Genomic DNA, 25,223 nt, shown 5'->3' with positions numbered 1-25,223 from the left:
TTAAACCTTTGAGACTTTCTTAAGTCTAAGGATTATCAGTACCTAAATTATTTTTTGGTTTGGTATTTGTTAATGAAATACTAAAAAAACAATATGAAAAAGACGTTTGTTCTTTTCTTTGCGCTTATATTTTTATCTTCTTTTGTTTCAAATACACATGAGACTTACCTGAGTGTTACCGAGATAGAGTACAATAAAGACAAAAAAAGTCTTCAAATAATTTCCAGAGTTTTTATTGACGATTTTGAAGATGTTCTTAGTAAGAGATATCAAAAGGATATTAGTTTATCTTACAAAGAAGATCTCGAAGAAAACCAGGATATTATGGAAAAGTATCTAAAAAAGAAACTGAAAGTCACTGTAGATGAAAAGCTTCTAAACCTAAAACTTCTTGGAAGTAAATTTGATGCCGATCAAATTGTACTTTTTATAGAGTCAAAAAATATGGAAAGCTTCAGAAAAGTGAAAGTGGAGAATCTTATTCTAACCGATCTTTTTGATGCTCAAAAAAATATTACCCATGTAAAAAAGGGGGAAACGATAGAAAGTATGTTGCTTACTAAAGCAAAGGCTAGTAACACCGTTATTTTTTAGAAAGCTTTTCCCTATGGAATTAAAAATACTTATTTTTAGCAACCTTAAATTAAAACAAAGTAAATGAAGAGATTAAACATGTTATGCTCCGTGTTTTTAATATTTGTTTTCGCAGGTGTATCCGCACAGGACACTGAACAAAAGGAACCACGACAGGAGGGACACACAAATCAGAACAAATTCAGGCAGATGTACCAGGAACTTGCCACTCCTAATCAATATCGTACTGCATCTGGTGCTCCGGGACCAGAGTACTACCAGAATGAAGCCGATTATAAAATGGACATTGTTCTGGACGATGAAAATTCAATAATTACAGGAGAAGAGAATATTACCTACCATAACAATTCTCCACAGGACCTAGAATATCTATGGGTTCAGTTAGATCAAAATATTCGAAAAAAGGATGCTCCTGCGCTTCAAAAAGATGGTGATGGGATGAGTCCTGTGAATACTGCCAGCAGGTTTGCAACCAATTATATGCAGGAAGCCTTTGATGGTGGTTTCAATATTAAAGAGGTTTCTAAAAATGGTTCTTCTATAAAATATACAATTCACCAAACCATGATGCGTATAGATATGCCTCAGCCTTTAAAAGCAGGAGAGAGCTATTCTTTTGATATTAAATGGTCTTACCAGGTGAACAATCACGTAACTAATCGTGCACGTTCAGGATATGAATTTTTTCCTGAAGATGGGAATAAAGCATATGTAATCGCTCAATTCTTTCCAAGAATGGCGGTTTATAATGATGTAGAAGGTTGGCAGAATTATCAATTTTGGGGTAATGGCGAATTCGCTCTTCCATTTGGAGATTATGAAGTGAATATTACTGTACCTGCAGATCACGTGATGGAGGCTACAGGGGAACTTCAGAATAGAAAAGATGTTTACTCTAAAGATATGATGAAGCGTTACGATCAGGCAAAAAAGAGCTATGATAAGCCGGTTATGATCGTGACCCAGGAAGAAGCAGAAAAAGCGGAAAAAGATTTTTCCAGCAAAACCAAAACATGGACTTACAAAGCTGATATGGTTCGTGACTTTGCATTCTCTACTTCAAGAAAATTCATATTAGATATGATGGCTGTAGATGTAATGGGTAAAGATGTGATGGCGGTTTCTGTTTATCCAAAAGAAGGAAATCCATTATGGGAGCAGTGGTCAACAAGATCTGTTGCCAGTACATTAAAGAGTTATTCAGCACATACGTTCCAGTATCCTTATCATAAAGCAGTTTCGGTACATGCTAAAAACCAGGGTATGGAATATCCTATGATCTGCTGGAATTATGGTCGTCCTGATGAAGAAGGAAACTATAGTGATAGAACTAAATTTGGGATGATAAGTGTGATTATTCACGAAGTTGGTCATAACTTTTTCCCGATGATCGTCAATTCTGATGAACGCCAATGGGGATGGATGGATGAAGGTATTAATACCTTTGTGCAGTATATGGCAGAACAGGAATTTGCAGAAGAATATCCTGAAGCTATTACTCCATTGACTAAATATCCTTCAAGAAGAGGAGAGGCAAGTAAGATTGTTCCTTACATGAAAGGAAACCAGGATTATATTTCTCCAATTATGTCTAACCCGGAACAGGTGCACCAATTAGGAAATAACGCCTACGGAAAACCTGCTACTGCGTTGAATATACTTCGTGAGACTGTAATGGGACGTGAGCTTTTTGATTATGCCTTCGCTACCTACTCTCACAGATGGATGTTTAAGCATCCTACTCCTGAAGACTTTTTCCGTACGATGGAAGATGCTTCAAGTATAGATCTTGACTGGTTCTGGAGAGGTTGGTTCTATACTACAGATAATGTAGACATTGGAATTAAAGAAGTAAATAAGTACTATGTTACAGATACTCCAACAAAGGCCGGGAAGGAAATGCTGGAGAGATATGGAACTACTCCTGAAGAAACCAAGGCTCTTTATGTAGTCACCGAAGAGGATGAAGAATTTAATGAAGACATGAAGAATAAGTCTTTATTAGAGAGTTCTGAGACACTTCAGGCTTATGTAATGGATAATTTTACTGAAGAAGAAAGAAAGAACTTAAAGGCACCAAAATATTTCTACCAGGTGGTATTTGAAAAGCCAGGCGGATTGGTAATGCCATTAATCGTTGAGGTTGCTTATGCTGATGGTACTTCAGAAAAGATCACTTATCCAGTTCAAATTTGGAGAAAAAATGATAAGCTGGTAAGTAAAGTGATTCCTTCAAATAAAGAAATTACAAGTATTACTATAGATCCAGATCTGGAAACAGCAGATGTTGATGTAAATAATAATAGCTGGCCAAAGAATGAGAACAAGAATGAATTTGATGAATTCAAAGATTCTACTCAGGACTAGTACTTATTAGTTAGAATATTTAAGCCGACTTTAACGAGTCGGCTTTTTTTATGCTTAGATTTGTATATATATTTGTCGCACTATGCATACGTTACCTTTATTTATTAGTGGAGCTGAAATTGCCTTTATCATGTTTATCCTGGTAATGGTATTTGGAGCTGATAAAATTCCGGATATCGCCAGAGGATTAGGAAAAGGCATGAAATCTATTAAAAATGCCTCCAATGATATTAAAAGTGAAATTCAGAAAAGTGCCGATAAACAAGGCATAAATACTGATTTCACAAAGGATGTACGAGGTGAAATAGACAAGGTTAAGGAAGATATCGATGAAATTACCGGTTCAGTAAGACGCAAGCCCTAAATTTTAGTTTGAATGTGGGAGCAAATTCAGGAATGGGACAGGGAGCTCTTTGTATATCTCAACAGTCTTGGTATTGAAAGATATGACGGATTTTGGATCTTCGTGACCAATCCAAGACATTGGATCCCTCTTTATCTGTTGTTTTTCTTATTTTTCTTTTTGGCATTTCATTGGAAGAAGGCTGTATTTTCGTCACTTTTTTTGCTTGCCACCGTATTTACAACCTGGGGTTTTACAAACCTGGTAAAGGGAATTGCCCTAAGGCTTCGCCCAAATAACACTCCAGAACTCATTGAGATGATACGTGTTCTTCAGGAACCAACAAATTATAGTTTTTTCTCCGGTCACTCATCTACTTCATTTGCCGCCACCACTTTTATTGTACTTGTAATTTCTCAAAGCACTCGCTGGATATATCTGGCTTATATATGGCCAATAATATTTGTGATGAGCCGTATCTATGTAGGAGTACATTACCCTGGAGATATCCTTGTAGGTATGATTGTGGGAATTATAATAGCATTTATTTTCTTCAGACTTTACCAAAGATCAGGAAGAAGACTTTATTAAAGAACTCTGGTCAACGTTAGTCCATCTCTAATAGGTAGTATAACCGTTTCTACTCGTTCATCTTCCGCCAGTAATTTGTTATACACCAATAAGGCCTGGGTAGATTCATCGTCTTTCTGTATATTTTTTACAACTTTTCCAGACCATAGAACATTATCGGATAATATGATTCCACCGGGATTCATTTTTTCTATGATCAGTTTAAAATAGTTAGGATAATTGGGTTTATCAGCATCAATAAAAACTAGATCAAATTTGGCGTTAATTTCAGGGATTATCTTCGTTGCATCCCCAAGGTATTGTTTGATTTGGTTCTTATAATCAGACGCATCAAAGTATTTCTTCTGAAGATCATAGAGTTCTTCATTCACGTCTATAGTATGCAAAGAACCATCTTTTGTTAAACCTTCAGCAAGACATAAGGCCGAATAGCCCGTATAAGTACCAATTTCCAGAATATTCTTTGGCATTTTCATTTTAGATAGTAAACTTAAGACCCGACCTTGATAATGCCCACTCAGCATCCTGGGTTGCATTACTTTTTGATTGGTTTCCCGGTTCAGTTTTGCTAAGAGATCTGGTTCTTTTTGAGAATGAGCAACAATATAATCGTCTATATCTTCCGGTAAAAAATGCATTCTGAAATTTTTGATAAAATTAAAGATTTTATACGGAGTAGCAGCCCCGGGACATTTAAAACGAAATTGTATTTTTACAAAAAAAGATAAATATGCAGTTTGAAAATACCAGGGAATTTGCCAAAAAGCTCGACAATGAAGATAAGATCTCAAAATATAGGGATGAGTTTATCTTTCCGAAAGTAAATGGCAAAGATGTAATTTACTTTGTTGGGAATTCACTGGGACTTCAACCTAAAACAGCCCGAAAATACGTAGATGAGGTGATGAAAGATTGGGCTGAACTTGCCGTAGAGGGACATTTTTATGCTGAAAAATCCTGGTGGGACTATCATGAAAGATTTTCAGAAAAATTAGCCAGGGTAGTAGGTGCGAATCCTTCTGAAGTTACCGTAATGAACACACTTACCGTTAATCTTCATTTATTGATGGTTTCTTTCTATAGACCTTCAGGTAAACGTTATAAAATTATTTGTGAGGAAAAAGCTTTCCCAAGTGATCAATATATGATTTCCAGTCAGGTACGTTTTCATGGTTACGAACCTTCAGATGCTATTGTTGAAATTATGAAGCGAGAGGGGGAGAACAACTTTAGAACTGAAGATATACTCAAAAAGATAGAGGAAGTAGGAGAGGAGTGTGCCCTGGTCTTAATAGGAGGTGTAAATTATTATACGGGACAGGTTTTTGATATGGAAACGATTACAAAAGCTGGACACGATATAGGAGCTTTTGTAGGTTGGGATCTTGCACACGGAGCAGGAAATATTGAATTAAAGTTAAGTGAGTGGAATGTAGATTTCGCTGCCTGGTGTAGCTACAAGTACATGAATTCGGGCCCTGGAAATGCATCCGGTTGTTTTATAAATAAGAAATATCATAATAAGAAGGATATACCAAGGTTTGAAGGTTGGTGGGGTCATAATAAAGAAAGAAGATTTTTAATGGAACCGGAATTTCAACCGGAACCAACAGCAGATGCCTGGCAAATAAGCAATGCTCCTATTCTGGCATTGGCACCATATTTAGCATCATTAGAGATGTTTGATGAGGTGGGAATGCCAGCATTAATAGAGAAAAGAAATAAGATCGTAGCTTATCTGGAATTTGTATTACATGAAATTGATGAGGAAGTAGATAGCTCTTTTGAAATCATCACTCCTGCAGATCAAAATGAGCGCGGTACGCAGCTTTCAGTATTTTTGCATGGAGAAGGAAAGGAGCTTTTCAGATATTTAATGGATCAGGGGGTAATCACAGATTGGCGCGAGCCAAATGTGATAAGGTTAGCTCCTGCACCTTTTTACTGTTCTTTTGAAGATATGTATGAATTTGGACAGATCCTTAAAAAAGGGATTTTAAGTAAGTAATAGACATAAAAAAGGAGGCAATCGCCTCCTTTTTTACTTTATATTAATCGTGTTATTCAACAGAAACGTCTGTAAAAAACAGCTCAAAATTGCCATCTTTAGACTTGTGCATTTTAGAGATCTTAACTCCATTAAAATCCTGGTAATCTTCCCAGGTCGTCGCCATTTCTCTGCCTCCACCTGAAGCTTTGTAAACCCATTCCTGGATCATATAATCTTCATCAAAGTAAATATCATAACTATCTCCGGGAGTATAACCTCCTTCTGAAGGGAAACTTACGGTAAGCATCTGCATTTCATCTTCACTAATCGGAGCCTTCGCTGTTTTAGCATCACTAAATTTTGCATCAGACCATTTTAGCTGATAAGGAAAAAGAAGCCAGTAAGAATCATTTACAAAACGCTGATCTATATACTCTTTTTCTTTCGCTAGACTATCTTTTCTAGTGTAGCTCATGGTTGAGTCCTTTTCTGTAAGACTAATTTTACCGCTTTTAAGATTCCAGGCCCATTTTCTTTCAGAGCGCACGGTGTCATTCATTTTTACATTGAAGGTGAATTTGACCTTGTTAATACTGTCAAATTCTTCAAATCCATTTGCCATGGCAATTTTTTCATGGACTTCAAGATTTGGATCCTTAGCGATTTTTTCCTGTTCTTTTTTCTTCTCGTTACAAGAGATCATAAGTACTCCCATGATCGCTACTAATACTAATTTTTTCATTGAGTTAGTTTTTTATAAAGGTACTAAATATTAAGATTTACAATGCGGTAATACTCATTCCACCATCGGCAACAATATTCTGCCCGGTTACAAAGGATGACTTATCCATAGCCAGAAAAGAAATAATAGAAGATATTTCTTCGGCTTCTGCTACTCTTTTCAAAGGAGTTCTACTTAATATTGAGTCCATTTTCTTCTCATTATGGAGGTATCCTTCAGTAAGCGGAGTTTTAGTAAACCATGGAGAAACCGAATTTACTCTAATTTGGTCTTCAGCCCATTCTACAGCAAGGCTTCGGGACTGTTGTAGAAGTCCAGATTTTGACATGGCGTAAGGCGTGCCCGTACCAACATCTTGTATAGCTGCTGAAGACGCAATATTTATGATAGACGCTTTTCCAGATTTTTTTAAGAATGGATACAAAGCTCTGCTAATTTCAAATGGAGCTACCAAATTTATTTCGAGAACCTTACGAAATTCTTCTTCAGAATAGTCGATAGCTTGTTTTCTAATATTAATACCGGCATTATTCACCAATATATCTAAACTATTCCAACGCTCTGCGATCCAGTTTTTTATTTTCTTTATGTCTTCTGGCTTTGCTGAATCGGCTACTAAACCTGTTACCTGATGGCCTTCTTCTTTAAGTTCAGTTTCCAGCAGCTTAATATCTTTCTCATTTCTGGCAGTAAAGAGAACTTCTGCGCCTAATTTCAAGAATTCTATCACTGTGGCTTTTCCTATTCCTTTGGAACCGCCGGTAATTAGTGCTTTTTTATCATTTAATTTCCACATAGATTTTAGCAAATAGGTATTTAAAATAAAAAACCCTTTGATCGCTCAAAGGGTTGTATAAAACTTTTAATTTATTAGAGTCGCCTTCCTGTAAGTAATTTATAAAGGATAAGTATAACAGCAAGTACTATTAAAATGTGGATAATGCTTCCAAGATCTGGAAATGCAAAATACCCTACTAGCCATCCAATTACCAGTAAAACGATAATAAGCCAAATTAAATCTCTCATGTCAGGTTGAATTTTTGACAGGCCAAAAAGCTTGCCGTTGGTTAATATTAATTATTAGTTAGTTGAATTCTTATACTAATTTAGATAATAGAATTAGCTGTTGCTGTTCCTTTAACCTTGATTTAACGTTAGATATTAAAAGATCGAGGGATTGCTAATTATCTTTTTTGCTCGCTTTCTGATTTTCTCAAGTTCACCAGGATCCTTTTTGTCCAGTAGGCTAAACATCATTTTCATCCGCTGGTTTCCCTTAAGGTATTCACGTTTTGAGTCTAAAAAATTCCAATAAAGACTGTTAAAGGGGCAGGCATCCTCCTCGGTCTTTTTGCTTACTTTATAGTGGCAATTCTTACAGTAGTTACTCATTTTATTAATATAACTTCCACTGGATACATAAGGTTTGGTTGCTACTATTCCGCCATCTGCAAATTGGCTCATTCCGCGGGTATTGGTTATTTCTACCCACTCTATGGCATCAATATAAATTCCCAGATACCAATGATCTACTTCATCTGGATGGGTTTGGGTAAGCAGTGCATAATTCCCTGTTATCATTAAACGTTGAATATGATGGGCATAAGCATTTTCTAAACTGTTTTTTATAGAATGATGTAAACAATTCATCTTCGTTTCAGCATTCCAGTAAAATTCTGGCAGTTTATTTTGATTGTCTAGTTTATTTGCCCTGCGATAACCTGGCATTTCTTTCCAGTAAATTCCGCGCATATATTCTCTCCAACCAAGAATCTGGCGAACAAATCCTTCAACCTGAGAAATATCGATGGTGTCTCTGTGCTCATAATAGAAGTCTATAACAGAATCTACAACTTCCCTGGGACTAAGCATTTTTGAGTTCATACTAAATGACAATCGGGAATGAAACAGGTATTCCTGTTCGGTGTGAAGTGCATCCTGAAAATCTCCGAAATGGATTAATAGATTTTTACAGAAGTAGTTTAAAACCGAAAGCGAATCTTCCCTGGAAGTGGGCCAGTTGAATTTTTTTTCATCTAAGCTGCCCATGGTTTTAATTTCGGCTTGTTCTATTTCTTTGAGAATCTTAGATACATCTTTTCTGAATCCACGTTCATGGGGAATTTCAGGATCCCCTGTCCATTTTTTACGATTAGACTTATCAAAATTCCATTTTCCACCTTCAGGATCTTTTTCTGTGGCCATGAGGATATTATTTTTTTCTCTCATGTACCTGTAGAAGTACTCCATTGTTAACTGCTTTTTTCCTTCATAAAATTTCTCCAGATCATCTCTTTTGGTAAAAAAATGTTCTGAATCAAAAGCTTCACTTTTAATATGTAGGTGTTTGCTGAATTTCTTCAGTTGCTCATCAAGTCTATATTCATCAGGAAACTGATACTCGAATTTTTCAATGTTCTTTTCTGAAATTATTTTATTTAGATTTTTATCAAGATTTTGAAGATTTTCAGGATCATTAATGGAAAGATAAATAACCTGAAAATCTTTGTTCCGAAGATAATTTCCGAAATTTCGCATAGCACTGAAGAATGCCACGACTTTTTGAATATGATGAACTACATAATCGGTTTCCTGCCGCATTTCCATCAATACATACGTAATATCATCTTGTTCATCGTTAAACCAACTATGCTGATGATTTAACTGGTCACCGAGAATAAGGCGCAAGGTCTTCAGTCTTTTAGCCATAAGTCCTGATATTCGTTATTTGGATCATACCTTTCAGCCTGATTTTTTATGTTGAATTTTCTGTCCCTGGGATCATTACCTACTCCGCTATTATACATCCAGTTGCCCCAGTTACTGTGCACATCGTAATCTATTAGGAGGCTCTCAAAATATGCCGCGCCAATACGCCAGTCCTGCTTTAATTCTTTTGCCCAGAAACTATTAACATTTTGGCGTCCACGATTGCTCATAAAGCCGGTATTTGAGATTTCTCGCATATTTGCATTCACGAAATCATATTTGGTATTTCCGTGGATCCAGTCTTTAAGACTTTGTTTGTCATAATTCCACTCTAATGATCTATTCTGAATACCTCCCAGTTTAAAGATCTTATTAGCATGTTTTAGAGAAATGTATTTAAAAAAATCCCTCCAGATCAGTTCAAATATTAGCCAGTAAGTACTTAGATTGCTGGTAATTTCTTTTTCGAATTTTTTTACTTCATGATAAACCTGTCTGGCAGAGATGCTACCGTTAGCAAGCCATGCAGACAATTTTGAGCTATAATTTGCTCCTATCATTTCATTTCTTGTTTCTTTATACCGGGTTAAATTTTTCGATTCCCAGAAATATTCCTGAATTCGCTTTTTCGCCTGATCTTCCCCACCTTTAAATGGAAATGCAGATCTTTTATCTTTTTCATAATCATCATGGCCCAGGTCTTTGAACGACGGAATTTTTGCTTTTTCCGGTAAATTTCTCGCTGGAAGAGGAGAGGGCAGGTTTACAAGTTCTCTAACCTTAGAATATTTCTCGCAGGATTTTCTAAATTCGGTATATACTTTTGGAATATCATTAAAGGAGGAGAACGGAATATCTTCAGGATGAAAAAGAAATTGCTGATAATAGGAATTAAATTCAATATCATTTACCAATCTTCTAACTTCCTTTTCAACATCATGTTCTTCCTGTGTCCATTCTTTCTGAAAATAAACTGACTTTACACTATATTCTGATATTATTTCAGGAATTATATCTTCCGGTTTTTCCTGAAAAACGAGCAGCTCAATATTCAGGGTTTCCAGGTTCTTTTGCAGCTCCTCGATAGTTTCAATTAAAAATTTTGAGCGAAATTTACCTGTTTTAATAAACCCAAACTGATCTTTTAAATAATGTCTCGGGTCAAAGCAGTAAATCCCAATAATCTTTTCATGGCTATTGCAAGCGGTCGTCAAAGCTTCATGATCTGAGATTCTCAGGTCATTTCTAAACCATACTAAACCAGTGTTCGTTGTTTGTTTTTTCGGCATCTTTCGCTGCAATATTTAACGTTTTCCCAATCTTTTTCCCACTTTTTTCTCCACTTAAAAGCTCTACCGCAAACAGGGCAAATTTTTTCAGGGAGATTTTCTTTTCTCATGAATCTGTTTTCTTGCTAAAGAAAGATTTAACTTCCTGGTTGGGACGCGCGTAATGAAAACGGTCTAATAGACTAGGTAGGGCATATCCATCTAAACCGTTAACAGCGACAGTTTCGGCATCTTCAAGTCGCAACCAGCCATCGGGCATTTGTATTCCCTCGTCAAAATAAATATGTTCTATGGCTGCTACAACCAAAAGAGTGTCGTTCTCTTTAATTGGATATTCATTTAAATATTTACAGCCCAACTTGATTTCTGACTGTTCTACATAAGGAGCATGAAAATCATCCAGATACTTTTCATTTAAGCCTGTTTTATGAAATTCAGAAATCTCTTCGTCATATTTTGCGGCAGTTTGATGCGCCTGTTCAATCATTTTTTGATGTATGTGATTTACAGTAAAATATGAGGTCTCTTTGATATTTTTATAGGTATTCCTGGAAACACTCAAAGGCCTGGTAACAAATCCAAGCATAGCAGGATTACTTCCCATATGAGTTATGGAGCTAAAGACAGCCACATTTGAATTCCCATTTTTAGATTTTGTGGCTATGAGGTTGGCAGATTTATAGCCTGTACAACTATTTATTAAATTCAAACGGAAAATTTTTTCCATTTTTTCGATATCACTGGAATTAATATGTTTCATAAAAAAAGGTCAGTTTTACACTGACCTCAATTTATAGATTGCTTCTTTAAAAGCCTGTTAATGTATTTTTAAATTAATCCTGATTCTCCATTTTGTTAATGGCCATTTCATATTCTTCCATCGCTTCCCTAATTGCATCGATATTATCTGAGGCTTTTTGATGGGCATCTTCCATCACTTTTTCCAGATTTTTATCGGGATGTTCAAATAAATCTGTGATCACATGATTAATTTTATCAATGATACTACTTTGTGTATTCTTGATATCTTCTAATCTGTTTAATGTAGACCTCATGTGGTCAAGTTTCTTCTGATCCATAATTTATATGTTTTTAATTAATTCTAAGTTACCTTAAGATTTATACCGTCCAAACTCTATTAACAGCTTTTAGAATAGGTTTATAAAAAAATTATGAATCTTTATCTCCTTCATAATTTGGATAATCTGTGTATCCCTCTTTTCCAGTAGTATAAAAAGTGTCTTCATCATATTCGGCTAAAGGCCATTTATTTTCAAAGCGTTTTGGCAGATCAGGATTTGAAATAAACCATTTTGCGTAGGCTACCAGGTCTGCATCTCCTTCTTCGATTACCTTATTCCCAGATTCACGATCAAAGCCATTATTGATCATCAAAGTTCCCTTGTAAATTTTTCTGTAATGTTTGGCAATTTCAGTTTCCAGGTATGGTACATCACTTACATCTGTAAAAGGTTCTGAGAGATGTACATAAGCCAGATCGTACGCATTGAGTTTTTCAATGATATAGTCGAAAGTAGCTATGCTTTCTTCAGTAGCAATAATTCCAAATGATTTGTGAAGCGATGGGTTGAATCTGCATCCAATTTGATTTTCGGGCCAGATTTCACTTACGGCTTCCAGTACATCAAAGAAAAAACGAGCTCTGTTTTGAATATTTCCACCATAATCATCGGTTCTATGATTGGCATTTTTATTAAAAAACTGGTGAAAAAGATATCCGTTTGAAGAATGTATCTCTATACCATCAAATCCGGCATCTTTTGCCATTTGTGCTGCATGTTTGAATTCTTGGATGGTTTCCTGGATCTCCTGCATGCTCATTTCTTTAGGCTCCGTTGTTTTTTCAAAACCTTCAGGAGTATAAACCTGTTCATTAGGGTTAACGGGGCTTGGAGCTAATGGTTTTTCTCCATTATGAAATTTAGGGTGAGAAATTCTTCCCACATGCCACAGCTGCATAAAAATTTTACCTTCTTTTTCATGAACTGATTCCGTCACTTTTTTCCATCCCTGTACTTGTTCTGAGGTATGGATTCCCGGCGTGTTTACATAACCAATTCCTCTTTCTGAAACCTGGGAACCTTCTGTAATAATTAAGCCGGCGCCAGCTCGTTGCGTGTAATATTTCACATGCATATCTGTGGGTGTCTTTTTTGGATTATCGGCACGGCTTCTGGTCATTGGAGCCATAATAACCCTGTTTTTTAAAGTGATATTCCCAAGTTTGTATGATTGTAGTAAGGCTTGATTTTCTGTATTCATAGCTTATTTTTCCTTAAAATTAGGAGTTCTGATGCTTCTTCGCTGTTAATTAAATTATAAATGAAAATCACCAAAGTTGGCAATAGCCATGCGAGTACAAAGTCTGTTTCATATTAATTAAGTAATTTCGTAATTAGAAATAATTGCAATCTTTAGGCACACTACAAACCTCTGCCGGGATTTACCTTTCAAACCAATACATGCAAAAAGAAAAAGATGTTGCAATAGTAGGATCGGGACTAGTTGGGTCGTTACTAGCTATTTTTCTAAGAAAACAAGGCCATAAAGTTACCGTTTTTGATCGTCGGCCTGATGTTCGAAACGTTCAGTTTTCGGGTAGGTCTATTAATCTTGCGATGTCTAACCGGGGCTGGAAAGCTTTACGGGAAGCCGGGATTGAAGATGAAATACGGGAGCTTGCACTTCCGCTAGATAAAAGAGCCATGCATGTGGAAGGGCAGTCTGTGTATTTTCAGAAATATGGGGAAGAAGGGGAAGCGATCTATTCTATTTCCAGAGGTATTTTAAACCGAAAAATGATCGATCTGGCAGAATCTGCCGGAGCTACTTTCCGATTTGAAGAAAAGATCTGGGATGTTGATATGAAGGAAGCCAGGCTTTATACTGGAGAGTCTGAAAAAAGCGTATGGAAAGAATATCAGTTTGATTTGATCTTCGGGGCTGACGGAGCTTTTTCAAGGGTTCGTCATAAAATGCAACGGCAAAGTAGATTCAACTATTCACAACATTTTATAGATGTCGGGTATAAAGAACTTACTATCCTTGCCAATGAAGATGGTTCTCATAAAATGGATAATTCTTCTTTTCATATTTGGCCACGTGGTAATTTTATGCTTATCGCCATGCCAAATCTTGATGGCACTTTTACCTGCACGTTATTTATGCCATTTGATGGAGAAACCTCGTTTGAAAGTATAAAGACAGAAGATGAGGCGGATATATTCTTTGAAAAGTATTTCCCTGATATCAAGGATGAAATTTCGAATTTGAAGAAGGATTTTTTTAAGAATCCAACGAGTGCCATGGTGACCATTAAATGTTTCCCATGGTCATATTTTGATAAGATTACTCTGGTGGGAGATTCGGCACACGCCATTGTTCCATTTTATGGACAGGGGATGAATGCCGGGTTTGAAGATATTTCTGTGTTGAATGAGAAGATGAACCTTTATGGTGATGACTGGGAGAAGGTATTTGAAGATTATCAAACGGAAAGAAAGCCGAATGCTGATGCAATCGCAGAATTGAGTTATCGTAATTTTGTGGAGATGAGCAAAAAAACTGCGGATCCTAAGTTTTTGCTGAGAAAAAAGATCGAGCAGAAATTTGCTGAAAATCATCCAGATCTTTGGACTCCTTTATACTCCAGGGTAACATTTTCGGATAAAGCGTATTCTGACGCTCTTAAAATTGGAGATTACCAAAGAGAAATCATGGATGAGGTAATGAAAATACCTGGGATAGAAGAGAAGTGGGAAAGTAGCGAGGTTGAAGAGAAAATTATAAGTCTCATTAAAAAGTAAAAAAAGCTGCCAATTGGCAGCTTTTTAATTTAGTGCGCATCTTCCTTTAAAATATCGGGAAACTTCGCTTTAAATCTATTCAATCTTGGAATAGAAACATTTTGGATATATGGATTTTGAGGATTGTTTTTTTCATAATTCTGGTGATAATCTTCAGCTACCCAGAATTTCTGGAACGGTAAAATTTCAGCAGCAATTGCTTTGTCGTAATTCTTAGCAACTTCGGCTTTTACTTCTTCTATAATCTTTTTTTGATCTGCATTCTGATAAAATATAAGAGAACGATATTGTGAGCCTCTGTCTGGTCCCTGCCCGTTTACCTGTGTTGGATCTTGAGAGCCGTAATAAACTTCTACAAGGGTTTTGAAGCTTACCACTTCAGGGTCATAAATTACTTCTACAGCCTCGGCATGTCCTGTTTTCCCGGTATTGCTTCCTTCGTAGGTTGGGTTTTTTGTATGACCGCCAGCATATCCGGAAATAGATTCTGATACTCCTTCTACACTTTCATAGATAGCTTCAACGCACCAAAAACAACCACTAGCGAAATAGGCTTTTTTCATCCCATCTTGAGTAGATACTTCAACAGGTTCTGCATTTGCGATTTCGGGTTTGGTAATGTTGCTGTCTTTTGCCTGGTTTCCGCAGGCTAAAAGAACAAGGCTCACAAAGTTTAATAATAAAAATTTCATAGTTATTTCTTTTTATACGATCCCTCAAGGGTTTTCTTTCCGTAGAGAGCATAGTCAATAGCAATTTCACCATTTATGGAGAATCCTTTCCAGTCGAGTTTGAAGCCATTGGCTGTAGGGTTTAATACTGCAATAGGTGTACCAGTCTCGAATTCATCCCAGGGGATTTCTTCATTACTGGTTCTTGCTGATTTTCCAGAGTAGTAAATGTCGATGTTATTTCCGTTCGGCTGAAAGCGAGCCTTAATATAAAGATCATCTTCTTTTAAACATAACTCAGACGAACCACTGGTTGAAACATCAATACAGAAACATTTGCAGGAAGTGTCTTCAAGATGATCATTTTTCACGTAAACCCCTGAAATTGCACCAGAAGATTTAGTCGTATTTTCTTCCGGAACGTCTTCTGTATCATCTTCATTTTGAGAATTAGGGTTATTTCGATCTAAAGGTTGATCACGATTTGAAGTGTCTTTATCATTATTGATTTCTATCGATTCATTTTGACTGGACGTAGCTTCAGAATCTTTTTCTTTCTTAGAATCATTACATGAAGTTATACTTAGAAATAAGCATAAAAGGATTATTGGAATTCTCATAATAAACGAAATTGGGTTAGTTAAAGGTAGCTTTTAAAATAGTCATTATTGTGAAATACTTGTTAATCCATTAGAATAGAAGGTCGTTGGGATTAGGACATAAAAAAACTGCCTAAAAAACTTTTGCTTCAGATCATAAGATCTTACTATTATTTTTCAGGCAGTCTATAATAAGTATGGAAGTAAAAAAAGTTTAGAACTTTTTAAACATACCTTCCATTTTTTCTTGCTCTTCTTTAGCTAGTTCTTCATCTACAAGGATTCTACCACTATGCTCATCGGTAATGATCTTTTTACGTCCCGCAATTTCCATGATTACCTGTGGCGGAATTGTAAAGAAAGATCCTCCTGAAGCTCCACGCTCTACAGGAACTACTGCCAGACCGTTTTTAACGTTACTTCTAATTCTCTTGTAAGCGGTTACAAGTCTTTCTTCGATATTTTTCTCATATTCCTGAGATTTATCGATTAATGCTTGCTCTTCTTTTTCGGTTTCTTTTAGGATCTCATCAAGCTCACTCTTTTTATGTTTAAGGTGCTCCTGGCGCTCAGAAAGTTTTTCTTTGGTTTTAGTGATCACCTCTTTCTTTTGCTCGATCTTAACTTTGTATTCCTTGATGTGTTTATCAGAAAGTTCTATTTCCAATTCCTGGAATTCAACTTCCTTGCTTAAAGCGTTAAACTCTCTGTTGTTACGAACATTCTTTTGCTGATCAGAATATTTTTTGATGGTAGTTTTAGATTCCTCAATCTGGTTCTTCTTGTTCTTGATGTCATTTTCAATGACTTCTATATCTGCATCCAGCTTTTCCAGGCGTCTGTTTAAACCTGCTACTTCATCTTCCAGATCTTCAACTTCCAGAGGAAGTTCACCGCGTACGTTTCTGATTTCGTCTATTCGCGAATCCACCAACTGAAGATCGTACAGTGATCTTAACTTCTCTTCTACAGTAACATCGTTTTTTTTCGCCATATTATAAATAATGTATTGGATTGGTATTTGTATCTCCTAAAATAAGTGCAAAACTACTAATTTTTTTGCTAAGAAAAGAATATAGTAAATTTTTTGTAAACTGTTCACTTTCATAGTGTCCAATATCTGCCAGCACCAGCTTTTCCTCGGCTTTATAGAAGTCATGGTATTTAAGATCTGCAGTGATAAATATATCTGCTCCTACAGCTTTTGCATTAGTAATGGCAAAAGCACCGCTACCGCCAAGAACTGCCACTTTTTTAATTGGTTTTTTCAATAATTTTGAATGCCTCACACATCCTGATTTAAAAGTATCTTTTAAATGCTTTAAAAATGCCTCTTCATCTGTTTCAGATTCCAGTTCACCGATCATGCCCATTCCAAGATGTTGATTTTTATTTTCGAGACTACTAATTTCATATGCAACCTCTTCATAAGGATGCGCATCGAAAAGATTTTTTAGGATTTTTGATTCTAAATGAGAAGGAAAAGTGATACTAATTTGTGACTCTTCTTCGAAGTGAACCATTCCTTTTTCTCCTACAACTGGATTAGATTCTTCATTCCCTCTGAAACTACCCTTACCCTGAATATTAAAGCTACAATGATCGTAATTTCCTATACTTCCTGCCCCTGCTGCGAATAAAGCTTCCCTAACCTTATCTGTATCTTTTGAAGGAATAAAAGTGGTGAGTTTTTTTATTGAATCTTTACGTGGAATAAGGATCTGCCGGTTCTTAAGACCTAATTTTTCACAAATCATATCGTTCACACCCTTATATTGATTGTCTAAAGCAGTATGAATGGCGTAAATAGCAATATCATTCTTTATCGCTTTTAAAACAGTTCTTTCAACATAATTCTTACCGGTCAGTTTTTTTAAGCCTGAAAAAATAATTGGATGGAAGCTGATAATAAGATTGCAATTCTTTTTTATAGCCTCTTCAACTGTAGCCTCAAGTGTATCCAGCGTGATTAGTGCACTAGAAACTTCAGCAGAAGAATCACCTACTAAAAGACCAACATTATCAAAATCTTCAGCATATTTTGTGGGAGCGAAATCTTCTATCAGGTCTATTACTTCCTGTATGATCATAATTTAATATTTTAGCTTTCAGTTTTAAAAAAGATAGATATTTGGAATTGTAGAATTATTCTTCAATTCTTCAAATTTTATTTACTAGCTGTTCAAATATAAATATTATAGAAATCCTTTCATGCCGAATCCAAGAAAATTGCTTTATCCCTTTTCAGTAATATACCATGGGGTAACCGAGGTTCGGAACAAACTTTATGATGCTGATATTTTTAAATCGGAGTCCTATAATATTCCGGTAATAGCTGTGGGGAATCTCAACATGGGTGGAACCGGGAAATCACCAATGATAGAATATTTGCTTAGAACAATTGGGAAGGATAAAAAAATAGCAACTTTAAGTAGGGGGTATAAACGTGAGAGCAAAGGTTTTCAATTAGTTCAAATTGATGATTCCGCATCAAAAGTTGGAGATGAGCCTCTGCAATTTAAAAATAAGTATCCTGAAACGCTGGTTGCTGTAGATGCAAACAGGAGGGAAGGTATTGCGGAATTGATGAAATTTTCGCCAGATGTGATCCTGCTGGATGATGCTTTTCAGCATAGAAAAGTAAAAGCCGGATTTTATATTTTACTTACAGCTTTCGATGATCTTTATATTAATGATCTCTTGTTGCCAGGCGGGAATTTAAGGGAGTCAGCTTCTGGTGCCAGTAGGGCAGATGTAATTGTAGTAACAAAATGTCCTGAAGATCTTTCAGAAAACAAAATGAAAGAGTTTGAGAAGCAATTGAAGCCTTCACCAAATCAAAAAATATATTTCAGTTCTATTGGGTATTCAGATAAAGTTTTTTCTATGAAGAATAGTTCAGGCGTAGAGCTTAGGGATATTAAGGGAAGAGATTTTTCGCTGGTAACCGGAATTGCAAATCCAAAGCCACTACTGGAGTATCTTAGGCAGAATGAAATTAATTTTAATCATTTAAAGTTCTCAGATCATCATAATTTTAATAGCACGGAAATAAAGGAACTTCAGGGGCTTTCGGAAATAATTACTACTGAAAAGGATTATATGCGATTGAAAGATAGACTGCCGGCAGATAAACTGTTTTATCTTCCAATACAAGTAGACTTCTTAAGAGATCGGGGAAAATTCGATTCTAAAATCTTCAGATTTATAAATAAAAAATGAGGTGTGAAAACACCTCATTTTACTTTGGCTAATTCAAACTATATAAGTGTCTTTTTCTCTATATAATTTTACTGGCCATTTTATTTACAAAGCATGTGCCAAAGAATCTAAACTGTTGTTTCTCTCGCAGCTAAGTATTTATTGATTTTGTGAAAGAATTCTTCTGTTTTATATGGTTTTGGAATAATATCGTTGAAGCCATTTAAGTAGAATTCATCCAGATTATCGTCTAGCGTGACAGCTGTTAAAGCGATAATAGGTATTTCTGAATCAAATTTTCTTATTTCTATAGTTGCCTCAATCCCGCTAATTCCGGGCATATGGATATCCATTAGAATTAGATCAAAATGATTGTTTTGAACCTTCTCGATGGCAATACTACCATTATCTGCCACATCGCAAATTACTTTATTCTTTTCCAGAATCTTACGGGTAATCATCTGATTGATCTTGTTATCCTCAACAACCAGAATGTGTTTGTCTTCCATGATTTCGTTAGAAATCGGTTTCTCATCAATTTTTATTGGCGCTACAGTAGTATCTTTCGTATCTGCTTCATGAGATTCGAAATTTAATTCAAATGTAAACTTGGATCCTTTACCCAGTTCACTTTCCAGCTCTATTTCACTATTTAGAAGGCTTAGCAGGTTTTTAACAATAGACAGGCCTAAGCCGGTTCCACCAAATTTTCTATTGATCTGAGTAGATCCCTGTGTGAAATTCTCAAAAATCGCTTTCTGTTTTTCCTTGCCAATTCCCTCACCATTATCTTTAATTTCAAAAAATAAAGAAACCATCTTTTCCTTGCGTCTGACTTGTTTTACTGAAATCCAGATATCTCCGTCTTCGGTAAATTTAATGGAGTTGCCTAGTAAGTTAATCAGGATCTGAGATATTTTTAAAGGATCACCAACGAGATTTTTTGGAATATTCTGGTCAAAATCGAAATGAATTTTTGTGTTTCTTTCATCTGCAGAATTCTTTAATGCAATAAGAACATCAGACATTCTTTTTTCCAGATCAAAATCAGTTTTTACGATTTCAACTTTATTTGCTTCCAGCTTGTTAAGATCTAAAATATTGTTGATGAGGGATAATAAATATTCTCCTGAAAATTTTAAAGAGTTTAGATGTTCCTTTTGACTTTCTGTTGGACTTTCTTCTAAAAGTAGATGCGTAAGCCCTGTAACGGCATATAAGGGAGTTCTTAATTCGTGGGTTATGGTGGTTAAGAATTGGGCTTTAGCCAGAGAGGCTTTTTCAGCGTTTTCTTTGGCTAGAATCAATTCAGAATTTTTCTTTTGAAGTAATTCATTAGCCCTAGCCCTTAAATTATTGTTTTTATAAAGTGATAAGGTGAGTAATGACAAGATTGTTATCAAAGCCACACTTAAAATTGTAGTTAGCTTATTTACTTTTAAAGTTTTTTCCTGCTCGGCATTTTGTACTGTTAGCTCATCTAAAGTACTTTTCAATGCATCTACTCCCTTTCTGTCATTAGCTTCAGTGAGTAACGCTTCTTTATTAATATTAAATACATACTCACGAACTTCGTTCATCTTCTGTAAATAGTTTAAAGATCCGGCAAGGTCTCTTCTTTTTTCTGCAATACCACTTAAAAGCCCATAACTGTACATAGTCATGCCAGTGTAATTACCCTCTTTTGCAAGTTCTAAAGATTTCAACGCAGAATTCTCTGCCTTTTCGTAATTCCCTTCATGTTCAAATGCCCGGGCTAAAAAATAGTGGAGTCTGGACAGTTCGTAAGTGTTTTCACTGTTTTCAAGATAAATTTCAGCATTTTTAAGTTCAGATAATGCTCTATCTTTAGTCTCTTCATTATTTAAATAAAGTACAGCCTTATTTAATGAGACAAGGCCTAATTGTTCCAAGTCACCTTCTGATTCATAATATTTTTTGGCAAGATCAAGATATTTTAGAGCTCTATCATAATCTCCTTTGGAGTTAAGAATTTTTGAATATAAAACGTATGAGTATGCCAGTCCGGCCTCATCTTCTGCCTCTCTTTGTATAGAAATGGCTCTTTCTAATTCTGTGATGGCTTTGTCATATTCATGACGAACCTGGAACATTCTTGCTAAAATTCCGCTGGTAAGAGCTACATAAGGTTTGTGGTCTATTTGCTTAGCGTAATCAAGAGATTTGTTGAGCTGTTCCTGAGCTTTATCAAATTCCATCATGTCTATAGAACTTTCTGCCCTTGCAAGTAATTCTCTAATTTGCTCTGGCTTAGGTTCAGTCTTATCAATATTTGATTCCTGAAAACCAAAGGTTATAAAACAACAAAAAAGTAAGATGATAAACTTTAGGTTCTTCATTTCGGAAAATAGCTAGAAGCTTTTAATGTGGTTAAATATAGCTATTTATCGTTAATGAGTGAAATTAAATCGATAAGACGGTTAGAGTAACCGATTTCGTTGTCGTACCATCCAATCAATTTCACCATTCTGTTGCCAATAACAGAAGTCATTTGAGCATCAAAAATACAACTATAACTGCTGTCTAAAATATCTACAGAAACTATAGGATCTTCAGTATATTCTATGATCCCTTTAAAAGATTTTTCAGAAGCTTCTTTAAATAAGGCATTCACTTCTTCAATAGAAGTATCCTTTTTTACATTCAAGGTCATATCGGTGAGAGAACCATTGGGTACGGGAACTCTTATTCCGCAACCTCCAATAACATCACTAAGATCGGGAAAAATGCTTGTTAAAGCTTTTGCTGCGCCGGTGGTTGTAGGAATTATAGATTGTGCCGCCGCCCTACTTCTTCTTAAATCCTTATGAGGCTTGTCATGCAGGCTTTGATCTGAAGTATAGGAGTGTACGGTGGTGATATAAGCCTGGGTTACTTCTAGGTGATCGTGGATCACTTTCAGCATTGGCGCGGCATTATTTGTCGTGCAGGAAGCGTTTGAAATAATTTTTTCTGAACCATCAAGGATATGCTCATTTACCCCTAAAACAATCATTTTAATATTTTCGTCCTGAGGCGGTACCGATAAGATAACCTTCTTGACACCATTTTTCAGGTGGCCTTTTAAAGTATCTTCAGTTTTGAATTGGCCGGAAGATTCTATAACGTAATCCACATTGTAAGAATCCCATGAAATATCTGAAGGTTTATTGAAATTTAATAGCGGGATAGTCTTACCGTTTATAATAATTCCGGTTTCATTAGAAGAAACATCAGCCTTGAGCCTTCCATGTATGCTATCATATTTTAGAAGATGGGCAAGAGTTTTTATATCATGAATATCGTTAATGGCCACCACATGAATAGCAGGATGATCAAGAAGAATTCTAAATAAATTCCTTCCTATTCTGCCAAAACCGTTTATAGCAATATGGATAGGTTTAGCCATTGACTGACTAGTTAAGGTGTTTTTGAGCTTTGTAAGAAGACCTAACTAAAGCGCTGCTTTCTACATGTCTAAATCCTAACTCAAGTCCTATTTTTTCATATTTCTGAAACTGGTCTGGAGTGATAAACTGCTTTACCGGCAAGTGTTTCTTACTTGGTTGTAAATACTGGCCTATGGTCACAACGTCAACCCCGGCTTCTCGAAGATCTTTCAGCGTCTGGATTACTTCTTCTTCCTGTTCTCCAAGTCCCAGCATAATTCCAGATTTTGTTCTTCTTATACCGTTATCTTTTAGATATTTCAGTACTGCAAGGCTACGATCGTATTTCGCCTGAATTCTTACTTCACGTGTAAGCCTTTTAACAGTTTCCATATTGTGAGAAACTACTTCAGGAGCAACCTCGATGATGCGATCAATATTTCTTTCATTTCCCTGAAAATCGGGAATTAAGGTTTCCAAGGTAGTTTCCGGATTCATACGCCTTATAGCTTTCACTGTTTCGGCCCAGACAATAGACCCCATATCTTTAAGGTCATCCCGATCCACGCTCGTTACTACAGCATGCTTTATCTGCATAAGTTTAATAGATCTTGCTACTTTTTCTGGCTCGTCCCAATCTACCGTCTCAGGTCTACCGGTTTTTACACCACAAAATCCGCAGGATCTGGTACAAACATTTCCTAAGATCATGAATGTAGCAGTCCCTTCACTCCAGCACTCACCCATATTGGGGCAACTACCGGAAGTACATATAGTATGAAGATCGTACTTATCTACGAGGTTTCTTAATTCGGTGTATTTTTTTCCAGTGGGAAGTTTTACACGAAGCCATTTTGGTTTTGGCTTTCTTTCTGTTTTTGATTTTACGGGCGCAACGTCTGTATTCATAGCAAAAATCTAGTGGTTCAAAGATACAATAATAAGCTGAACTGCATAAATTAGACAGGGAAGGATTAGATTCCTTACTTAAACATTTCGAGATTCTATTATTTCAGCTAATAACTTTTTGGCTCTAAGTAATTTAACCTTAACATTGTTCATCGGTTCATTAAGAATGCTGGCTATTTCTTTATAAGATTTCTCCTGAAAAAACCTGAGATTGATGACCTCTTGATAATGTGGCTTTAGTTGTTTGATATCGGCTAGTAATTGCTTCAGATTTTGCTCTTTAATAAGCTTATCTTCAATTCCCGGAGTTTCATCCACAATTTCATAAACCTTTTCTTCATCATGTACAGAAGTTTTGGATCTTATGGAAGCATTTTTTTTTCTAACCTGATCTATATGAATATTCTTTGAAATGGCGATTAACCAGGTAGTGAAAGAGTAGTTCTCATCAAAAGTATCTATTTTATTAAATGCTTTTGAAAAAGTTTGAATCGTGATGTCTTCAGATTCGTACTCATTCCTGGTTTTTTTCAACTGAAAACCATACACATCATTCCAGTATCTGTCCAGAAGATAATTGAAAGCCGACTGACTTCCGTTCTTCGCCTCCATAATCTTTTTGAGGAGTTGTTCCGGATTTATTTCCAATGTTTCGGTTTTGAAATGAGGTTGGAGATAAAGATAGCTAATTGTAAGAAAATTAGAAAGAGATCGAAAAATGGAAATAACCATACAACATCTTTTTCGTTTAATTTCTTGGCTGCTTTAAAGAATACAAAAGCTTCTGTGATCAATTTAACACCTAAAATGCCCACGACTATTTTCGGGTAAATCTGAAGTATTAAAAGAGTTGCTAGCAAAAGCCAGAATAAAACTCTGAAAATATAAAAAGCACTTAATAGTACTTTATGCTTCGTCTTATAATTTCCGGCTACAGATACATGTCTTTTTTTCTGATGAAACCACTCCGAAAAGTTATTCTTTGGAACACTTCGAGTGATCGAGTCAGGATGGAAGCAAATAGCAGTATTTTCTGCAGTTGCTGCCTCATTCACAAAAAGGTCATCATCACCAGATCTTAAATGAAGATGGTTAGCAAAACCTTTTAATTCATAGAATTGGGTAGAAGTATAGGCGAGGTTTCTCCCAACTCCCATATAAGGCGAGCCTAAACGGGCATAAGAAAAGTATTGAATAGCGGTGAGAAGTGTTTCAAACCTGATTAATTTATTGAGTATGGACCCGGTATGCTGAAAATAACCTCCATAACCAAGAACTATTGTGTTTCCAGGCTGAAAATTACGGGACATTTCTTTAATCCAGTTCTTTGATTGCGGTGCGCAATCTGCATCTGTAAATAGTAAATGTTTATTTCTTGCTTTCTTAATACCGAGTGTTAATGCATATTTTTTATTGGCCCAAAAAGCTTCATTGTTTTGAACATTCACAATTTGAATTCTTGGATCTATTTTCTGAAAATCCTCTATAACTTCTAAAGTATTATCAGTAGAGGCATCATTAATAACAATAATTTCGAAATTGGGATAATCTTGTTCAAGTATGGAAGGGAGAAAATTCTTTAAATTTTCCTCTTCATTTTTAGCGCAAATTATTACAGAAACTGGAACTTCGGGATGCAGTTTATTCTTTGTTCCAGATGTGGAGAATGAAAAGAATGAAAAGAAATAAAAAAGGTTTATTAAACTAACTAAAATGAAAATCCCCAGTAATATTGTTCCCATTTATCCTATTTAATCTTAGGAGTGTCAGAGCAATTTTCTATTTCATCAGGTAATTTCCCACAGAAACTGCAGGGCTCACCAGATTTATTAAGATAGGGATTCTGGCTTGCACAGGTTCCAGCAAATTTCCCTTCTTTCTTTCCCCATATCTTTATGGCGATTCCGGCGAAAGCAAGACCAAGTAAAATGATACTAATTATAAACAGTTTCATATTCTAATGATTCTGTTGCAAAAATAACAATAAAATAAAGCATCTAAA

The 25,223-nt window shown here is 35.7% G+C and carries 27 protein-coding genes; 7 read left to right on the top strand and 20 right to left on the bottom strand.

The window, feature by feature from the left end; translation table 11 throughout:
• The first annotated feature begins 93 nt into the window (after positions 1-93).
• The 4 genes from GFO_RS12835 (at position 94) to GFO_RS12820 (ending at position 3,895) form a co-directional block, all read left to right on the top strand.
• Positions 94-594, top strand: a complete 501-nt coding sequence (locus GFO_RS12835) for a DUF6702 family protein (RefSeq protein WP_011710584.1) — start codon at positions 94-96, stop codon at positions 592-594.
• 63 nt (positions 595-657) lie between these two features.
• The gene (locus tag GFO_RS12830) at positions 658-2,961 is read left to right on the top strand and encodes a M1 family metallopeptidase (protein WP_011710583.1); all 2,304 of its coding nucleotides are present in this window, start codon (positions 658-660) and stop codon (positions 2,959-2,961) included.
• A gap of 82 nt (positions 2,962-3,043) precedes the next feature.
• Positions 3,044-3,325: a Sec-independent protein translocase subunit TatA/TatB gene (locus tag GFO_RS12825; protein WP_011710582.1), complete on the top strand. Its 282-nt coding sequence runs from the start codon at positions 3,044-3,046 to the stop codon at positions 3,323-3,325.
• A 12-nt stretch (positions 3,326-3,337) separates the two neighbouring features.
• The gene (locus GFO_RS12820; protein ID WP_011710581.1) at positions 3,338-3,895 is read left to right on the top strand and encodes a phosphatase PAP2 family protein; all 558 of its coding nucleotides are present in this window, start codon (positions 3,338-3,340) and stop codon (positions 3,893-3,895) included.
• On the opposite strand, the gene GFO_RS12815 is transcribed toward GFO_RS12820, so the two are convergent.
• Positions 3,892-4,533 (bottom strand): O-methyltransferase, encoded by a 642-nt coding sequence (locus GFO_RS12815; protein ID WP_011710580.1) that lies wholly within the window; start codon positions 4,531-4,533, stop codon positions 3,892-3,894. The genes GFO_RS12820 and GFO_RS12815 overlap by 4 nt on opposite strands.
• Before the next feature lie 92 nt (positions 4,534-4,625).
• Here GFO_RS12815 and kynU point away from each other — a divergent pair, with 92 nt between their 5' ends.
• On the top strand, positions 4,626-5,903 hold the full coding sequence (kynU, locus tag GFO_RS12810) for a kynureninase (protein ID WP_011710579.1): 1,278 nt from the start codon (positions 4,626-4,628) through the stop codon (positions 5,901-5,903).
• A gap of 52 nt (positions 5,904-5,955) precedes the next feature.
• Here kynU and GFO_RS12805 read toward each other — a convergent pair whose 3' ends face one another.
• The 9 genes from GFO_RS12805 to GFO_RS12775 all read right to left on the bottom strand — a co-directional run bounded on the left by GFO_RS12805 (position 5,956) and on the right by GFO_RS12775 (position 12,908).
• Positions 5,956-6,627, bottom strand: a complete 672-nt coding sequence (locus GFO_RS12805) for a hypothetical protein (RefSeq protein WP_011710578.1) — start codon at positions 6,625-6,627, stop codon at positions 5,956-5,958.
• 37 nt (positions 6,628-6,664) lie between these two features.
• Positions 6,665-7,423, bottom strand: a complete 759-nt coding sequence (locus GFO_RS12800; RefSeq protein WP_011710577.1) for an SDR family oxidoreductase — start codon at positions 7,421-7,423, stop codon at positions 6,665-6,667.
• 74 nt (positions 7,424-7,497) lie between these two features.
• Complete coding sequence (locus GFO_RS17690; RefSeq protein ID WP_011710576.1) at positions 7,498-7,653, bottom strand: lmo0937 family membrane protein; 156 nt, start codon at positions 7,651-7,653, stop codon at positions 7,498-7,500.
• 135 nt (positions 7,654-7,788) lie between these two features.
• Positions 7,789-9,336 (bottom strand): cryptochrome/photolyase family protein, encoded by a 1,548-nt coding sequence (locus GFO_RS12795; RefSeq protein ID WP_011710575.1) that lies wholly within the window; start codon positions 9,334-9,336, stop codon positions 7,789-7,791.
• On the bottom strand, positions 9,321-10,625 hold the full coding sequence (locus GFO_RS12790; RefSeq protein WP_041250131.1) for a DASH family cryptochrome: 1,305 nt from the start codon (positions 10,623-10,625) through the stop codon (positions 9,321-9,323). The genes GFO_RS12795 and GFO_RS12790 overlap by 16 nt, the downstream gene beginning before the upstream one ends.
• The gene (locus GFO_RS17585) at positions 10,592-10,735 is read right to left on the bottom strand and encodes a DUF2256 domain-containing protein (protein ID WP_083830815.1); all 144 of its coding nucleotides are present in this window, start codon (positions 10,733-10,735) and stop codon (positions 10,592-10,594) included. The genes GFO_RS12790 and GFO_RS17585 overlap by 34 nt, the downstream gene beginning before the upstream one ends.
• Complete coding sequence (locus GFO_RS12785; RefSeq protein ID WP_011710573.1) at positions 10,732-11,385, bottom strand: flavin reductase family protein; 654 nt, start codon at positions 11,383-11,385, stop codon at positions 10,732-10,734. The genes GFO_RS17585 and GFO_RS12785 overlap by 4 nt, the downstream gene beginning before the upstream one ends.
• A 73-nt stretch (positions 11,386-11,458) precedes the next feature.
• Positions 11,459-11,704, bottom strand: coding sequence for a hypothetical protein (locus tag GFO_RS12780; RefSeq protein WP_011710572.1), 246 nt, complete (start codon positions 11,702-11,704; stop codon positions 11,459-11,461).
• Between the two features lie 91 nt (positions 11,705-11,795).
• Positions 11,796-12,908, bottom strand: a complete 1,113-nt coding sequence (locus tag GFO_RS12775; protein ID WP_011710571.1) for an alkene reductase — start codon at positions 12,906-12,908, stop codon at positions 11,796-11,798.
• 200 nt (positions 12,909-13,108) lie between these two features.
• Here GFO_RS12775 and GFO_RS12770 point away from each other — a divergent pair, with 200 nt between their 5' ends.
• Entirely contained in the window at positions 13,109-14,452 is a 1,344-nt protein-coding gene (locus tag GFO_RS12770; RefSeq protein WP_041250130.1) for an FAD-dependent oxidoreductase, read from the top strand.
• A 29-nt stretch (positions 14,453-14,481) separates the two neighbouring features.
• Here the strand turns inward: GFO_RS12770 and msrA are convergent, their stop codons facing one another.
• The 4 genes from msrA to GFO_RS12750 all read right to left on the bottom strand — a co-directional run bounded on the left by msrA (position 14,482) and on the right by GFO_RS12750 (position 17,812).
• Entirely contained in the window at positions 14,482-15,144 is a 663-nt protein-coding gene (gene msrA, locus GFO_RS12765; RefSeq protein WP_011710569.1) for a peptide-methionine (S)-S-oxide reductase MsrA, read from the bottom strand.
• 2 nt (positions 15,145-15,146) lie between these two features.
• Entirely contained in the window at positions 15,147-15,743 is a 597-nt protein-coding gene (locus GFO_RS12760; RefSeq protein WP_011710568.1) for a hypothetical protein, read from the bottom strand.
• 193 nt (positions 15,744-15,936) lie between these two features.
• A complete protein-coding gene (locus tag GFO_RS12755; protein WP_011710567.1) occupies positions 15,937-16,716 on the bottom strand; it encodes a zinc ribbon domain-containing protein in 780 nt (259 codons plus the stop codon).
• Between the two features lies 1 nt (position 16,717).
• Positions 16,718-17,812, bottom strand: coding sequence for a Nif3-like dinuclear metal center hexameric protein (locus GFO_RS12750; protein ID WP_011710566.1), 1,095 nt, complete (start codon positions 17,810-17,812; stop codon positions 16,718-16,720).
• 121 nt (positions 17,813-17,933) lie between these two features.
• Here GFO_RS12750 and lpxK point away from each other — a divergent pair, with 121 nt between their 5' ends.
• Positions 17,934-18,944 carry a tetraacyldisaccharide 4'-kinase gene (gene lpxK / locus GFO_RS12745; RefSeq protein WP_011710565.1) on the top strand — a complete coding sequence of 337 codons (1,011 nt, stop codon included), beginning with the start codon at positions 17,934-17,936 and terminating at the stop codon, positions 18,942-18,944.
• A gap of 107 nt (positions 18,945-19,051) precedes the next feature.
• Here the strand turns inward: lpxK and GFO_RS12740 are convergent, their stop codons facing one another.
• The 6 genes from GFO_RS12740 to GFO_RS12715 form a co-directional block, all read right to left on the bottom strand.
• Entirely contained in the window at positions 19,052-21,283 is a 2,232-nt protein-coding gene (locus GFO_RS12740; protein ID WP_011710564.1) for an ATP-binding protein, read from the bottom strand.
• Positions 21,284-21,324: 41 nt separating this feature from the next.
• Positions 21,325-22,332, bottom strand: a complete 1,008-nt coding sequence (gap, locus tag GFO_RS12735) for a type I glyceraldehyde-3-phosphate dehydrogenase (RefSeq protein ID WP_011710563.1) — start codon at positions 22,330-22,332, stop codon at positions 21,325-21,327.
• A gap of 7 nt (positions 22,333-22,339) precedes the next feature.
• On the bottom strand, positions 22,340-23,221 hold the full coding sequence (gene lipA / locus GFO_RS12730; RefSeq protein ID WP_011710562.1) for a lipoyl synthase: 882 nt from the start codon (positions 23,219-23,221) through the stop codon (positions 22,340-22,342).
• 78 nt (positions 23,222-23,299) lie between these two features.
• Positions 23,300-23,869: an RNA polymerase sigma factor gene (locus tag GFO_RS12725; RefSeq protein ID WP_173362637.1), complete on the bottom strand. Its 570-nt coding sequence runs from the start codon at positions 23,867-23,869 to the stop codon at positions 23,300-23,302.
• Positions 23,860-24,963 carry a glycosyltransferase gene (locus GFO_RS12720; RefSeq protein ID WP_011710560.1) on the bottom strand — a complete coding sequence of 368 codons (1,104 nt, stop codon included), beginning with the start codon at positions 24,961-24,963 and terminating at the stop codon, positions 23,860-23,862. Before GFO_RS12720 ends, GFO_RS12725 begins: the two co-directional genes overlap by 10 nt.
• A 5-nt stretch (positions 24,964-24,968) precedes the next feature.
• Positions 24,969-25,175 carry a hypothetical protein gene (locus tag GFO_RS12715; protein ID WP_011710559.1) on the bottom strand — a complete coding sequence of 69 codons (207 nt, stop codon included), beginning with the start codon at positions 25,173-25,175 and terminating at the stop codon, positions 24,969-24,971.
• Positions 25,176-25,223: the final 48 nt, after the last annotated feature.

The organism is Christiangramia forsetii KT0803 (genome assembly GCF_000060345.1).
GTDB lineage: Bacteria > Bacteroidota > Bacteroidia > Flavobacteriales > Flavobacteriaceae > Christiangramia > Christiangramia forsetii.
Note: the sequence above shows the minus strand (reverse complement) of the source record. Positions and strands in the feature narration are given on the sequence as shown.

Bases quoted from the DNA above. Each gene is read 5' to 3' on its own strand.
- GFO_RS12835 (WP_011710584.1), top strand. From the start codon at position 94: ATGAAAAAGACGTTTGTTCTTTTCTTTGCGCTTATATTTTTATCTTCT.
- GFO_RS12830 (WP_011710583.1), top strand. From the start codon at position 658: ATGAAGAGATTAAACATGTTATGCTCCGTGTTTTTAATATTTGTTTTC.
- GFO_RS12825 (WP_011710582.1), top strand. From the start codon at position 3,044: ATGCATACGTTACCTTTATTTATTAGTGGAGCTGAAATTGCCTTTATC.
- GFO_RS12820 (WP_011710581.1), top strand. From the start codon at position 3,338: ATGTGGGAGCAAATTCAGGAATGGGACAGGGAGCTCTTTGTATATCTC.
- GFO_RS12815 (WP_011710580.1), bottom strand. From the start codon at position 4,533: ATGCATTTTTTACCGGAAGATATAGACGATTATATTGTTGCTCATTCT.
- kynU (WP_011710579.1), top strand. From the start codon at position 4,626: ATGCAGTTTGAAAATACCAGGGAATTTGCCAAAAAGCTCGACAATGAA.
- GFO_RS12805 (WP_011710578.1), bottom strand. From the start codon at position 6,627: ATGAAAAAATTAGTATTAGTAGCGATCATGGGAGTACTTATGATCTCT.
- GFO_RS12800 (WP_011710577.1), bottom strand. From the start codon at position 7,423: ATGTGGAAATTAAATGATAAAAAAGCACTAATTACCGGCGGTTCCAAA.
- GFO_RS17690 (WP_011710576.1), bottom strand. From the start codon at position 7,653: ATGAGAGATTTAATTTGGCTTATTATCGTTTTACTGGTAATTGGATGG.
- GFO_RS12795 (WP_011710575.1), bottom strand. From the start codon at position 9,336: ATGGCTAAAAGACTGAAGACCTTGCGCCTTATTCTCGGTGACCAGTTA.
- GFO_RS12790 (WP_041250131.1), bottom strand. From the start codon at position 10,625: ATGCCGAAAAAACAAACAACGAACACTGGTTTAGTATGGTTTAGAAAT.
- GFO_RS17585 (WP_083830815.1), bottom strand. From the start codon at position 10,735: ATGAGAAAAGAAAATCTCCCTGAAAAAATTTGCCCTGTTTGCGGTAGA.
- GFO_RS12785 (WP_011710573.1), bottom strand. From the start codon at position 11,385: ATGAAACATATTAATTCCAGTGATATCGAAAAAATGGAAAAAATTTTC.
- GFO_RS12780 (WP_011710572.1), bottom strand. From the start codon at position 11,704: ATGGATCAGAAGAAACTTGACCACATGAGGTCTACATTAAACAGATTA.
- GFO_RS12775 (WP_011710571.1), bottom strand. From the start codon at position 12,908: ATGAATACAGAAAATCAAGCCTTACTACAATCATACAAACTTGGGAAT.
- GFO_RS12770 (WP_041250130.1), top strand. From the start codon at position 13,109: ATGCAAAAAGAAAAAGATGTTGCAATAGTAGGATCGGGACTAGTTGGG.
- msrA (WP_011710569.1), bottom strand. From the start codon at position 15,144: ATGAAATTTTTATTATTAAACTTTGTGAGCCTTGTTCTTTTAGCCTGC.
- GFO_RS12760 (WP_011710568.1), bottom strand. From the start codon at position 15,743: ATGAGAATTCCAATAATCCTTTTATGCTTATTTCTAAGTATAACTTCA.
- GFO_RS12755 (WP_011710567.1), bottom strand. From the start codon at position 16,716: ATGGCGAAAAAAAACGATGTTACTGTAGAAGAGAAGTTAAGATCACTG.
- GFO_RS12750 (WP_011710566.1), bottom strand. From the start codon at position 17,812: ATGATCATACAGGAAGTAATAGACCTGATAGAAGATTTCGCTCCCACA.
- lpxK (WP_011710565.1), top strand. From the start codon at position 17,934: ATGCCGAATCCAAGAAAATTGCTTTATCCCTTTTCAGTAATATACCAT.
- GFO_RS12740 (WP_011710564.1), bottom strand. From the start codon at position 21,283: ATGAAGAACCTAAAGTTTATCATCTTACTTTTTTGTTGTTTTATAACC.
- gap (WP_011710563.1), bottom strand. From the start codon at position 22,332: ATGGCTAAACCTATCCATATTGCTATAAACGGTTTTGGCAGAATAGGA.
- lipA (WP_011710562.1), bottom strand. From the start codon at position 23,221: ATGAATACAGACGTTGCGCCCGTAAAATCAAAAACAGAAAGAAAGCCA.
- GFO_RS12720 (WP_011710560.1), bottom strand. From the start codon at position 24,963: ATGGGAACAATATTACTGGGGATTTTCATTTTAGTTAGTTTAATAAAC.
- GFO_RS12715 (WP_011710559.1), bottom strand. From the start codon at position 25,175: ATGAAACTGTTTATAATTAGTATCATTTTACTTGGTCTTGCTTTCGCC.